This window comes from Limosilactobacillus pontis, from assembly GCF_002940945.1.
GTDB lineage: Bacteria > Bacillota > Bacilli > Lactobacillales > Lactobacillaceae > Limosilactobacillus > Limosilactobacillus pontis_A.
In genome coordinates this window covers 16,067-29,051 of sequence record NZ_PNFV01000006.1, presented here as the reverse complement: position 1 = coordinate 29,051, position 12,985 = coordinate 16,067, and the positions used below count along the sequence as shown (strand labels likewise).

Sequence of the window (12,985 nt, the reverse complement as noted above, 5' to 3'; positions counted from 1 at the left end):
TTAGAGTAATGGAAAATACGGTGGAAATTAACGTTAATAATGGTTATGAGCCACAAGAGATCACGGTGCCCAAGGATCAGGTTACTAAGCTGGTATTTAACCGTGCCAACCCGTCTGCTTGTTTAGCAACCGTACAATCAGACGAACTTGGCTTTAAGCAAGACCTTCCCCTGGACCAGGATGTTGCGGTTACGATTAATCCCAAACAGGTTGGTGAGTATGACTATTCCTGCGGAATGGGGATGTTTCATGGAAAGGTGGTTGTAAAATGAGCAAGCTAACAAGCAGCCAGCGTTTTTGGATCTCCTTTATCCTTATTATTCCGATGGTGATTCAGATGCTGGCGATGCCGTTTCACTGGATGATGCCGGGCTATAACTGGGTAGCTCTGATCACCACCACCCTGATTATGCTGGTGGCGGCTCTGCCATATTGGACCAGTGCCTGGGCGGCCTTCAAACACCATAATGCCAACATGAATACCCTGGTCGCAATCGGAACCACGATCGCTTACTTTTACAGCCTCTTTGCGATGATTACTGGGCGACCAGTCTATTTCGAAAGTGCGGCCTTCATTGCTGTTTTCGTCTTGCTTGGTGACACGATGGAGGAACGGATGCACAACAACGCATCTAATGCCCTTAAGAAACTGTTGGATCTCCAGGTCAAGAGTGCCATGGTGCTTCGTGACGGGCAGTTTGTGGCGGTTCCGCTTGACCAGGTCCAAGTCGGTGATATTGTCCAGGTAAAGCCAGGGCAGAAGGTTCCGGTTGACGGAGTGATCACCAGTGGCCAGACTACCCTGGATGAGTCGATGATTACCGGGGAGTCAATGCCGGTCAGTAAGAAGGCTGGTGATACCGTCGTTGGGTCGACGATTAATGGTAATGGGGCAATTCAGTTCCGGGTCACCAAGGTTGGACAAGACACCATGCTGGCCCAGATTGTTGAGATGGTGAAAAAGGCCCAGACTAGTCACGCCCCGATTCAAAACCTGACTGATAAGATCTCGGGAATCTTTGTGCCGGCGGTATTGATCGTTGCTATCATTACCTTTGTGGTTTGGTATAGCTTCTTAGGCGCTACTATGGTCCAAGCAATGTTGTTTGCGGTGGCGGTCATCGTGATCGCTTGTCCGTGTGCCCTTGGCTTGGCTACCCCTACGGCATTGATGGTGGGGACTGGTCGTGCTGCCAAAATGGGTGTTTTGATCAAAGATGGTCAGGCCCTTGAGGAGATCAACGATGTTAAGACGGTAGTTTTTGACAAAACGGGGACCATCACGGTCGGTAAGCCAACGGTCACAGACATCGTCGGTAACCCGGCAGAGGTTCTCATGGTGGCAGCTAGTCTCGAAACCAACTCCGAACATCCGCTGGCTAAGGCGGTTATGAAGGCAGCTGAGGAAAAGCAGGTTGCACCACAAAGCGTGACTGATTTCGCAACAGTTGAGGGAAAGGGGGTCCAGGCGACCCTTAATGGTCAACCAGCGTTTGTTGGTAATGACAAGTTGCTGGCCAATGGGCAGATCACGAATGACCTGCAAGAAAAGATAACGACCCTCCAGGACGAGGCAAAAACGGTGATTCTGGTTGGCCTAAACAAGCAGGTGATCGGCCTGCTGGCTATCCAGGATGCTCCGAAGCCAACATCCGCTGCGGCTATTGCGGCGTTGAAGACCCGGGGGCTACGGACAGTCATGCTGACTGGGGACAACGATCGGGTCGCCGCTGCGATCGCTAAGCAAGTAGGCATCGACCAAGTCATCGCCAATGTCCTGCCGAACGAAAAGGCTGAACACGTTCAAGCACTGCAGCAGGATGGCAAGGTGGCCTTCGTTGGTGACGGGATCAATGATGCCCCGGCCCTGACGGCAGCCAATGTCGGGATCGCTATGGGGTCAGGGACCGATATTGTAATTGAGTCCGGCAGTATTGTCCTGGTTCAAAACGATCTTCGTGGGGTGGTTAAGGCCCTTGATATCAGCAAGAAGACCTTCAGCCGGATCAAGCTCAACCTGTTCTGGGCCTTGATCTACAACCTGATTGGGGTGCCGATTGCAGCTGGTGTCTTTGTCGGCGTCGGCCTTCAGCTCAGTCCAGAGTTTGCAGCACTGGCAATGGCCTTTAGTTCAGTCTCAGTTGTCACTTCATCCCTATTGCTGAACAGGGTCAGGATCGGTAACCCCGCACCCGCTGTTCAGGCCGAATAATATTATGTTTTCAAAGCATGCAGGGCCTCCAACGTTTCCAAACGCTGGAGGCCCTGCATGTGTTTTATCTATGAGCTATTTTTTACATCCCTTTTATGGTGGTTGCTTTTCTCCTCTTCGTCCGGTAGACTAGCAATGTCACCTCGTGAAGCAATCTACAAGCAGATTCGCTGAACCAAGCGGGTGGCCTTGTGGTACCATACTAGTAAACGCTTACTTCAAAATGGATTGAGGAAAAACGAATAATGGATGAATGGATGAATTATGAACAATTTGATCGGCAAACCTGGCATAGCTTTTTTCCAACCAACAAGGTCCGCTTGAGTCAGGACAACCTGGAGGACATCAAGTCACTGAACGATCGGATCTCAATTCAGGATGTTCAGGACGTCTACTTGCCCCTCATTAAACTGATTCAGCTGCGCTACCAAAACTTTTTGGAGTGGCAGATGCAGAAGGCCAATTTTCTCCGCCAGTCGGTTCACCGGGTGCCCTATATCATCGGAATTGCCGGTTCGGTAGCGGTCGGCAAGAGTACGATTGCCCGTCTGCTCAGTATTTTGCTTAATAAGCTCCTGCCAGATAAGCAGGTGGAGCTAATGACTACGGATGGTTTTCTCTACCCCAACGCCGAGTTGAAACGGCAGGGGATCATGGATCGCAAGGGTTTCCCCGAGTCTTACGACATGGAGAAACTACTGAAGTTCTTAAATGACGTCAAGGCAGGAGAGCCGGAACTTAAGGCACCGACCTACTCGCACCAGGTTTACGATGTTCAACTGGACAAACCCCAGCTGATCAAGCAGCCCGACATCCTGATTGTTGAGGGAATCAATACTCTCCAGCTGCCGACTAATCAGCGGCTCTACGTTAGTGACTATTTCGACCTGTCACTATACGTTGATGCCGATCCCGACCTGATTGAACAGTGGTACTTGCAGCGATTTGGGATGCTGCTAGACACGGCCTTCACAGACCCGTCCAATTACTACTACCCATACTCCCAAGGGGATCGCGAGGACGCCTTTAAGATGGCTCGCGACGTCTGGCAGCGAGTTGACCTGCCAAATCTGGAGGAGTTCATCCTTCCTACTAAAACCCGGGCGAACGTAATTCTTCACAAGACTGTGGGGCACGTGGTTGACCGAATCTACCTGCGACGGGACTAGGAAACCAGCCAATCGGTTAGCCGGACTATTGGGACGGCAGGATCAGCGACCACCATATCACCTGTCTGCATGACGATTAAATGTTTATTGGCGTTGGCGGGCAGGTTGCGAAAGGCGGCTACGGCTCGGTCGCAATCCTGCTGGCTACGCAGGGAATACCTAAACTGAATATAGGAACGTTGTCGATTTCGATCGGCGACGAAAGTGAACCGTTTGTTGGTGTGGACCAGATAACCGCGGCGGACGAGTTCGATGAAGAGGAGTGCCTCCAAGTTTGCTTGGGAGAGCGCTCCTTTTTGGTTGGTCAGGTAATTGCGCAGGCTGGGGTCGACCGGGTAGTACTTGACGTTGGTCGGCTTGATCTTGTTACGGGCCAGGTCGAGTTCGTAGCAAGGGTAAAAGAGGAAGGTGTTCTGAAGAAAGGACAGGTAACTGGCCAGGGTCTTACTGGAAACTGGCACTCCCATCGCCTGCAGACCGCTAACTGCCTTGGAGGCGTTGACTGTTTCACCTAGCCGGCTAGCCAGAAAGATTGCCAGCTGCTTGGTCAAGAAGGGGTTGCAGAGGGTACCGTGTTTAGTAAAGCCCCCAACCAGGATGGTGTTGAAGACTTCATCTAAGTAATTTGTCATCGAATGCTGGTCATGAACATCCTGGGCGAAGGGGAAACCACCAGTATTGAGATATTGATAGAGACCCTGACGGTTGGCGGGGTGTCCCTGATACTGGCAGAACTCCGCAAAACTTAACGGTAGTACTGAGATGACTGCTAATTGTTTCTTTAGTGGTGCTAGCCGATCGATTAGGGAACGAGTGGCGGTGGTCACAAAGAGGTTGACGTTACCCTGGCTCAGCAGTTCCTGCAAAAGAGGGACAGCGTCGTCAAGCTGGTCAAGCTCGTCGAGGAAGAGGTAGTTTTCCTTTTTCGCGACGAGCTTTTTTTTAATCATGGCCGCTAGTGAGGGCCAGTCGATCAGGAGTTGGCGATGAAGCTGACTAAAACTGACGAAGTGAAGCTGCTCCTTATTAACGCTGCGGCGTCGCAGGGTACTTTTTACCTGCCTTAGTAAAATTGATTTGCCACTGCGGCGAACACCGGTAATTACTTTGATCCGGCTTTTATCCGCATATTTTTCAAATTGGTCTAGTTGAAATGATCGTATGAACATCTTTGATATCTCCGTTAAAATTTAGTGGATAGATCCATTCTAACAGTGATTGGACTAGTTTACAAATTGGGAACGAATTCCAAATATGAACGTTGAAATTCACAGCTAATACTAGTAAAAAAACATAATTTTACTAAAAATATTCCTTGCTACGGCGGAAGGGCTAACGGTTGCACAAAAATTATTTGACAAAATCTCCTTGACAGTCTTACTGAGACCACTTAAGAAGTTAGGCATGCTTTAGCGAGCGGAAAATAAATGATTAAGGAGATAATATCCATGAAAATTTTTGCTGACACAGCGAACGTTGAGGACATCAAGAAGGTCAACGAACTCGGAATCATCGACGGGGTTACCACTAATCCGACCCTGGTTGCCCGGGAAGGCAAGGACTGGGAGAGCGTTGAAAAGCAGATCTGTGCGATCGTTGATGGCCCAGTCAGTGCGGAAGTTACTGCTGACCAGGCCCCTGAGATGATTGAGCAGGCCCGGAAACTGAGCAAGTGGGCAGATAACATCGTGGTGAAGATCCCAATGACTGCCGAGGGATTGAAGGCAGTCAAAGTTCTCTCTAAAGAGGGAATTAAGACCAATGTTACCCTTGTTTTCTCCGCTATGCAGGGAATGTTAGCGGCTAAGGCTGGTGCCACCTACGTCAGTCCTTTCCTTGGCCGGTTGGATGACATCGGTGCCAATGGTATCGAGTTAGTAGAGAAGTTGCGTCAGATCTTTGATAATTATGGCTATCAAACCGAGATTATCGCAGCCTCGATCCGTAATTACCAGCATGTTGAGCAAGCGGCACTGGCTGGCTGTGACATTGCAACGGTACCCGCCAAGATTCTGGTTAAGCTCTGGGAACACCCACTAACTGACAAGGGCCTGGCTGCCTTTGAGAAGGACTGGGCAGAATTTGAACGCCTGCAGAAGTAGAAAGGAAATGGTGATGGGGATGTTAAAGAGCACAGTGCCAGCACCGCAGACAAGTCACCTGGTGCCCATAACGATTGATATGGGGCGTGGTGCTACGACAATTGACGATTATGTTTGGATTGAGTGTCGCAATGAGGGTGGACGCTTGGCTAATCGGAACGTGCAACAGGCCGTTGCTGCTCAGCGTTCCCTAATGGTCTGCCTGGATGAGGGTGACCAGCGCCTGGCGCCACTGGACTTTGCCGAGACAATCATCAATCAGCTGGCAGGAGCCCTTGATGGTGTAACCGCGGCTGAACTTGATCGGCTGATGATTGTCTATTGGCCACAGTGGTCCCGGGGATGCTGGCTTCCTGCAGATAGTCAGCGCATCCGGGTGGCCCACCGGCAGATCCGGGATATCCTTGCCACCCTCTATGACCGTGAGCTGGCACGCCGGGTCACGATCGTCTACGCCGGCCCCGTCCTAGATACGGCACGAGCAGTTGTAATGAATGATATCAACGTCGACGGGATAATGAAGAACCCGTTTGGCAATCAGCATACAGAAAACGAGGTTAGAAAATGATTACTAGTAGAAATACTTCCGTGATGTGGACCCCAGCTCCACAGTTTACTGACCAAGATCAGCAGGCCGTGGATGCCCTGCGGTTCATGAGTATGGATATGATTGAACGGGCTCAAAGTGGCCACCCGGGTTCACCAATGGGGATGGCGCCAATGGCTTACACCCTCTGGGAGAAGTTCCTCAGCTTCAACCCCAATGACCCGCAATGGCTGAACCGAGATCGGTTTGTTCTGTCTGGGGGGCACTGTTCAGCACTTTTATACAGTCTCTTGCACTTCAATGGTTTTGACCTGTCTTTAGATGACATCAAACACTTCCGTCAGTTAGGCTCTCGGACACCTGGCCACCCTGAATATCGGCTGACACCGGGTGTCGACGCCTCTACCGGTCCCCTTGGCCAGGGATTTGCAATGGCAGTGGGAATGGCAATGGCTGAACGTCATCTGGCGCTCCAATATAATAAACCGGGCTATCCGGTCATCGACCACTACACCTACTCGATCGTTGGGGATGGCGATCTGATGGAAGGTATCTCCGACGAGGCGATGTCTCTGGCTGGTAAGAATCGCTTGGGCCGCCTAATCGTCCTTTATGACTCCAATGATGTTTCGCTCGATGGACCGCTGAGCCTCAGCAATAATGAGAATACTGGCGAGCGCTTTAAAGCCGCCCATTGGGACTACCAGCTGGTTGAAGACGGTGGTGATATGAATGCAATTGCGCGTGCCATCAGTCGGGCGCAAAAGTCATCACAGCCGTCACTGATTGAAGTGAAGACGATTATTGGTTACAATTCGCCAGACGAGGGGACCAACAAGGTACACGGGAATCCACTGGGAAAGGATAACCTGGCCGTTACTCGTGAAAACTACCAGTGGCCGTACCCACCGTTTGAGTACCCAGATGGCGTCTACCAACAGTTTGCCCAGTATGTAATGGGCAAGAAGGAACGCTACAACGAGTGGCAGGCCCTCTTCAGCGACTACCAACGTGAGTTTCCAAACCAGGCCAAGCAGCTGGGAAGTCAGCGCTTGGACATTCGGGACCTGACTAACCACTATCAGCCAGGAGACCGGGTTTCGACCCGGATTGCTAATTCGGTTGCCATGCAGGACCTGGCCAAGCGTAATCCGCAACTCTGGGGCGGTTCGGCAGATCTTTTCTCGTCCAACAAGACCCGCCTAAAGGACTACGATGCCTTCAAACCTGCTAACTATGGTGGTCGTAACATCTACTTTGGGGTGCGCGAATTTGGGATGGCCGCCGCCATCAACGGGATCAACCTTCACGGTGGTAGCCGGGCTTATTGCTCCACCTTCATGGTCTTCAGCGATTATCTGAAACCGGCGATCCGTCTGGCAGCCTTGCAGAAGTTACCATCCATTTTCATTCTGACCCACGACTCCCTGATGGTTGGGGAAGATGGTCCAACTCACGAACCAGTGGAACAGCTGGCGATGCTGCGGACAATTCCGAATGTTCAGGTTTTCCGGCCGGCTGATGCCAACGAGTTAGTAGCGGTTTGGCAAACAATCGCTAAGACAACCGACCGGCCGAGCGTGATTATTGCCTCCCGCCAGGATCTGCCTGTCTTGAATGAGACAGTCGGTGCGGTTTGCGAACGTGGGGCCTATGTGGTTGCTGACACTCACAAGCCTCAGGGGATTATCATGGCCAGCGGGTCGGAACTTTCCTTAGCTCTAGCTGCCCGGGAACGGTTGGCCAAGCAACACGATATCCACGTCCGAGTTGTTTCAATGGTCAGCATGGAACGCTTTAACCAGCAGTCGGCGGCTTATCGGGAACAGATCCTGCCAAATCAGGTACGGACCCGCCTCGCCGTTGAGATGGCCTCACCAGCCATGTGGGGACAGTATGTGGGCCTCGACGGCGACGTAATCGGTGTTGAACAGTTTGGCCAGAGTGGAGACGGCCAGACAATCGCCAACCAGTACGGTTTTACCGTTGACAATGTTGTGAAGCACTTCCTTGCTTTGAAGCAGAAGGGGGCGAGCAAATGATCACTAATGTTAACGAGGACCTTAATCAACTTGATGAGCAGGCAGTCACTGAGGAGCTCAAACTTCTAACTGCTGCTCTGGACGAATAGGTTCTTTATCATCCATCAATTTACACATAAACATTCCTTCGCAACGGATCGGCACCCTGCCGGTCCGTTTTGCTATACCAGGTCAAATTTTCGCCATTTCAGGCTGAACTTTCCGGTGAATTCCGCATATAATAAAAATGGTGGCAAAAAGCGCAACAATTAATCGCCAGATTTGGTTGACCGTCCGTCTTCTTGCCTGTAAACTAGCCTCTAAAGAATAGAATTTCAATCAAAGGAAGTGGCATTGTGGCAAACGTCAATTTAGATGCATTTGATAAGATCATTGTGCTTGATTTTGGGAGTCAGTATAACCAGCTGATTACCCGGCGGCTGCGGGATTTCGGGGTATACTCGGAGCTGCTGTCGCACAAGATCACGGCCGACGAGGTCAAGAAGATTAAAAATCTCAAGGGAATCATCTTCTCTGGTGGTCCAAACAGCGTGTATGATCCAGATGCATTCAAGGTTGATCCAGCAATCTTTAAATTAGGTGTTCCAATCTTAGGAATCTGTTATGGGATGCAGCTGATGTCCTATGACCTGGGCGGTAAAGTCGAGAAGGCTGAGAACTCTGAGTATGGCCGGGCCGATATCCAGGTACTTGACGACGATGCGGTGCTGTTCAAGGGCCTGCCTAAGAAACAATATGTATGGATGAGCCACGGTGACTTGGTTACTAAGGCTCCCGAAGGTTTTAAGGTAACGGCCACCAGTAAGAACTGCCCGATCTCATCCATCGCTGATGACAAGCGCAAATTCTATGGCATTCAGTTCCACGCTGAGGTACGCAACTCTGAGTACGGGCTCGATATTCTGCGGCGCTTTGCCTTTGATGTGTGTGGTGCCAAGGACAACTGGACGATGGATGACTTCATCGACTTGCAAATTGACCACATCCGTCGTGAGGTTGGCGATAAACGGGTCATCCTCGGCCTGTCCGGCGGGGTTGACTCCAGTGTTACCGCTGTTCTGATCCACAAGGCAATCGGTGATCAGCTGACCTGCATCTTCGTGGACCATGGCCTGTTACGGAAAAATGAAGCCGATCAGGTCATGAATGCCCTGAACCGTGATCTCGGGGTTAACATCATTAAGGTCGACGCCGCCAGCCGTTTCCTGAGCAAACTCAAGGGGGTTACTGACCCTGAAAAGAAGCGAAAGATCATCGGCAAGGAGTTCGTTGAGGTCTTCAATGAGGAAGCCAAAAAGATTCCAAATGCTGACTTCCTGGCACAAGGAACCCTGTACACGGACGTGATCGAGTCTGGAACCGATACGGCCCAGACGATCAAGTCTCACCACAATGTTGGGGGACTGCCGAAGAAGCTCGGTTTCAAGCTGATCGAACCGCTGCGTAAGCTCTTTAAGGACGAGACTCGGGAGTTAGGTGAAAAACTTGGTATCCCGCACGAACTGGTATGGCGGCAACCGTTCCCTGGTCCTGGTTTGGGGATCCGGGTGATCGGTGAAATCACACTGGAGAAGCTGGAAATTGTCCGCGAATCTGACGCTATCCTGCGCGATGAGATCAAGAAGGCCGGCCTTGACGAAAAAATCTGGCAATACTTTACCGTCCTGCCGGGAATTCGTTCTGTCGGGGTGATGGGTGACGGCCGGACTTATGACTATGCAGTGGCCATCCGAGCCGTTACTTCGATCGATGGGATGACCGCAGACTTTGCCAAGATTCCTTGGGACGTGCTTCAGAAGATTTCAGTTCGGATCGTCAATGAAGTCGATCACGTTAACCGGATCCTTTATGATGTCACGAGCAAGCCGCCTTCGACAATCGAGTACGAATAAGCATAACGTGCTTGTTTGATAGTTTTATAAAAGAAATAAGAGGATCAAGAGTAATTTTTCACTCTTGGTCCTTTTATGTTTGAGTATCAAAAAAATTTAAATTGGGATAACGCTTACAGCGACAAGGGATATGTCAATCGTTTGACATGTCAAACGATTGACATATAAAAATGAAAGCGATATATTGTGGCCGTAGCTTGAATGAAAGCGCTAACGAAAGGGACGAAGAGTAATGAAGGAAGAATTCAATCCAGACAAAATGATTAAGGTTACTAACGAGCGTTATCGTCAGTGGTACCATATCCAAACACCAGGTGGTTGGCTCAATGATCCTAACGGCCTCTGCTATTTCAAAGGGTATTACCATGTCTTTTACCAATTTCACCCCTATTCAGCCGAATGGGGACCGATGCATTGGGGGCATGTCCGGAGTAAGGACCTCGTACACTGGGAGCAGTTGCCAATTGCCCTAACCCCTGGTGCACCGGAAGATAAGGGTGGCTGTTTTTCCGGATCGGCGATCATCAAGGACAATCGCCTGTACCTGTTCTATACCGGTCACAACTACTATGATGACAATGATCTGGACCACTTCTGGGAGAACCAAAATATGGCCTACTCCGATGATGGGATTACTTTCCACAAGTATGCGGGGAACCCAATCATTAAGACACCAGCGGACAATACTCAACACTTCCGCGATCCGAAAGTATGGGAACATAATGGGCACTACTACATGGTTATCGGTAGTCAGGATAAAGAAAACAAGCTGGGGCGGATCCTGATGTACAAGTCAACCGATCTTGAACATTGGGAAAGCTGTGGGCCAATCATCCAATCCCATAACCGAGATGCTGAAGGCTGGATGTGGGAATGTCCTGACTTATTCACATTAGGTAACGCCGATGTGTTGTTATGTTCGCCGATGGGTATAAAGTCGCAACCCGAACAGTTTATGAACCTTTCTCAGGTATGCTACTCGGTTGGTCATCTTGATTACCAACAGCATCGCTTTGACGGAAGCAAGTTCCGCGAATTGGATCATGGACACAATTTCTACGCGACGCAGACGATGCTGACGCCGGACAATCGGCGGATTTTCTTTGGCTGGTTGAGTCCGTTCAATGAAAAAATGGCCGAGCAAGCGGATGGCTGGGCCGGGAGTCTGACCTTACCCCGTGAGCTGGTATTAGAGGATGGTCAGCTTAAGAATCGACCGGTCAAAGAATTAGCTCAGCTGCGCCAAGCTGGCGGCACAAAGAAGCACCTGACATTAAATGGGGAAGCACAGGTATCGATTAAGGATGCCCAACATGCAGAATATCTTTTTGACTTCGATGACGGAAGCTTAACGGATTTTCAATGGTCGATTAGCGACCAGCGGGGATCACTGATCAAGATTAATTGCCAAGGGGCCAAGGTGACGCTCTATCGGCGTGGAACACAAGATCAGTATCGTTACGCAACGCTAACTGCGCCAGCTAAGAATGTTCATATCTTTGTTGATACCAGTTCGGTTGAATGCTTTATCAATGATGGCGCGGCTAGTTTTACGGAACGCTATTACGCAACGGGGAAGGTAACCGCGGCCATTGCTGCAAAGGGAGTTACCCTCGATGAGCAAGCTTATGTTTTAGGAAAGGGAGAAGAGTAAGATGGGAGCTAAAAGTCAGTGGCGTAATCCTTTTTATGCTAGTTATTCATTAAATCTGCTGCTATTTTTTGCCGGCTGGGGGATCTGGTGGTCCTTCTTCCAAATCTGGCTGACAACTAAGGAGGGTTTCTCCGGTGCCCAGGTAGGAATTATTTATTCCTTTAATTCAGCAATTTCACTGGTAATGAACCTGGTTTACAGTAACTTCCAGGATCGGCTAGGAACGCGGCGGACCTTGTTGATTTTCTGCGCCATCCTGGAAATGCTGCTTGGCCCCTTCTTTACTTGGCTTTATATTCCAATCCTAAAGGCTCACTTTATGCTGGGAGCTTTACTGGGGTCCATTTATCTGACGTTTGCCTACCTATCCGCCTCACCAATGTTTGAAGCGTTGGCTGAACGAATCAGTCGGCGGTTTGGCTACCAATATGGTCAAGCACGGGCATGGGGATCCTTTGGTTACGCGGTCGCAGCCCTGGCAGCCGGCTTCCTGTTTACCATCAGCCCTTACTTGGTCTTCTGGACTGGTTCGGCAATCGCCCTAATTTTGTTGCTGGTATTGGTATTCTGGAATCCAATTCGTCGTCCACAAAACCTGGCTAAGTTTGAAAATAAGAAGGAAAATGAGCGGGAATCGCAACCACTTTCCACCAAGGATTTCTTAGCGATCTTTAAGATCAAGAGTCTGTGGGAAATTGCCATCTTCCTGGTTTTCAGTGGGACTTTCTATACCATCTTCGACCAGCAGATGTTCCCCCAATTCTTTACCAAGTTTTTTGCCACTCAGGCAGCTGGAGATCATATGTACGGAATTCTCAATTCAGTCGAAGTCTTTCTTGAATCAATCTTCATGGGCTTGGTACCAATCCTGATGCGGAAAGTAGGGATTAAGAAGACCATTTTGATTGGAACTTCCTTTATGTTTATTCGAATTATGGGGTGTGGTCTGATCACCAACCCGCTGGGTGTTTCGTGTATTAAGCTCTTGCACGCTCCAGAAACAGCGATCTTCGTAGTCGTAATGTTCCGTTACTACACCCTGCACTATGATCCGCGTTTGTCAGCAACCATCAATATTGTGACTGGAATTGCGGGTTCAGTTGGCCAGGTAATCTTATCGACGCCATTGGGAGCATTGCGTGACCGGATTGGTTACCAGCCAACCTTCTTGGTGATTGCGGCGATCGTACTCTGTGCGGGGATCTATGGTTGTTTTGTTATCTTGAAGGATAATCAGGATGTCAATGGTCAGCCATTAGAAAGAAAACAATAGTGGAGAACAGCTTCGTTAGTCCTCACTTTTCTCTTTTTTGCCACTGGCGGTTGGTGTATATTGAAAAGAGTGAAAATAATGTAAAGAAGGTTGA

Annotated in this window: 10 protein-coding genes; 9 read left to right on the top strand and 1 reads right to left on the bottom strand. The window is 49.9% G+C overall.

All coding sequences use genetic code 11. The annotated features are described in order from the left end of the window. The first annotated feature begins 8 nt into the window (after window positions 1-8). From CK797_RS06015 to coaA, 3 genes are all read left to right on the top strand, one after another. On the top strand, window positions 9-272 hold the full coding sequence (locus CK797_RS06015) for a cupredoxin domain-containing protein (protein WP_104688857.1): 264 nt from the start codon (window positions 9-11) through the stop codon (window positions 270-272). Next, window positions 269-2,212 carry a copper-translocating P-type ATPase gene (locus tag CK797_RS06010; RefSeq protein WP_104688856.1) on the top strand — a complete coding sequence of 648 codons (1,944 nt, stop codon included), beginning with the start codon at window positions 269-271 and terminating at the stop codon, window positions 2,210-2,212. Before CK797_RS06015 ends, CK797_RS06010 begins: the two co-directional genes overlap by 4 nt. A 245-nt stretch (window positions 2,213-2,457) precedes the next feature. After that, window positions 2,458-3,381, top strand: coding sequence for a type I pantothenate kinase (gene coaA / locus CK797_RS06005; protein WP_104688855.1), 924 nt, complete (start codon window positions 2,458-2,460; stop codon window positions 3,379-3,381). Here the strand turns inward: coaA and CK797_RS06000 are convergent. After that, complete coding sequence (locus CK797_RS06000; RefSeq protein ID WP_104688854.1) at window positions 3,378-4,550, bottom strand: ATP-binding protein; 1,173 nt, start codon at window positions 4,548-4,550, stop codon at window positions 3,378-3,380. The genes coaA and CK797_RS06000 overlap by 4 nt on opposite strands. Window positions 4,551-4,829: 279 nt before the next feature. On the opposite strand from CK797_RS06000, the gene fsa reads away from it, so the two are divergent. From fsa to CK797_RS05970, 6 genes are all read left to right on the top strand, one after another. After that, a complete protein-coding gene (gene fsa / locus CK797_RS05995; protein ID WP_104688853.1) occupies window positions 4,830-5,483 on the top strand; it encodes a fructose-6-phosphate aldolase in 654 nt (217 codons plus the stop codon). A gap of 13 nt (window positions 5,484-5,496) precedes the next feature. After that, the gene (locus CK797_RS05990; RefSeq protein WP_181049537.1) at window positions 5,497-6,051 is read left to right on the top strand and encodes a triose-phosphate isomerase; all 555 of its coding nucleotides are present in this window, start codon (window positions 5,497-5,499) and stop codon (window positions 6,049-6,051) included. Beyond that, window positions 6,048-8,072 (top strand): transketolase, encoded by a 2,025-nt coding sequence (gene tkt, locus CK797_RS05985; RefSeq protein ID WP_104688851.1) that lies wholly within the window; start codon window positions 6,048-6,050, stop codon window positions 8,070-8,072. Before CK797_RS05990 ends, tkt begins: the two co-directional genes overlap by 4 nt. A 335-nt stretch (window positions 8,073-8,407) precedes the next feature. Then, the gene (guaA, locus tag CK797_RS05980) at window positions 8,408-9,964 is read left to right on the top strand and encodes a glutamine-hydrolyzing GMP synthase (RefSeq protein WP_104688850.1); all 1,557 of its coding nucleotides are present in this window, start codon (window positions 8,408-8,410) and stop codon (window positions 9,962-9,964) included. A gap of 232 nt (window positions 9,965-10,196) precedes the next feature. Then, window positions 10,197-11,618 carry a glycoside hydrolase family 32 protein gene (locus tag CK797_RS05975; RefSeq protein ID WP_104688849.1) on the top strand — a complete coding sequence of 474 codons (1,422 nt, stop codon included), beginning with the start codon at window positions 10,197-10,199 and terminating at the stop codon, window positions 11,616-11,618. Window position 11,619: 1 nt separating this feature from the next. After that, complete coding sequence (locus CK797_RS05970) at window positions 11,620-12,891, top strand: oligosaccharide MFS transporter (RefSeq protein WP_104688848.1); 1,272 nt, start codon at window positions 11,620-11,622, stop codon at window positions 12,889-12,891. The last annotated feature ends 94 nt before the right edge of the window (window positions 12,892-12,985 follow it).

Coding starts and splice junctions, on each gene's coding strand:
- CK797_RS06015 (WP_104688857.1), top strand. CDS start 9: ATGGAAAATACGGTGGAAATTAACGTTAATAATGGTTATGAGCCACAA.
- CK797_RS06010 (WP_104688856.1), top strand. CDS start 269: ATGAGCAAGCTAACAAGCAGCCAGCGTTTTTGGATCTCCTTTATCCTT.
- coaA (WP_104688855.1), top strand. CDS start 2,458: ATGGATGAATGGATGAATTATGAACAATTTGATCGGCAAACCTGGCAT.
- CK797_RS06000 (WP_104688854.1), bottom strand. CDS start 4,550: ATGTTCATACGATCATTTCAACTAGACCAATTTGAAAAATATGCGGAT.
- fsa (WP_104688853.1), top strand. CDS start 4,830: ATGAAAATTTTTGCTGACACAGCGAACGTTGAGGACATCAAGAAGGTC.
- CK797_RS05990 (WP_181049537.1), top strand. CDS start 5,497: ATGGGGATGTTAAAGAGCACAGTGCCAGCACCGCAGACAAGTCACCTG.
- tkt (WP_104688851.1), top strand. CDS start 6,048: ATGATTACTAGTAGAAATACTTCCGTGATGTGGACCCCAGCTCCACAG.
- CK797_RS05975 (WP_104688849.1), top strand. CDS start 10,197: ATGAAGGAAGAATTCAATCCAGACAAAATGATTAAGGTTACTAACGAG.
- CK797_RS05970 (WP_104688848.1), top strand. CDS start 11,620: ATGGGAGCTAAAAGTCAGTGGCGTAATCCTTTTTATGCTAGTTATTCA.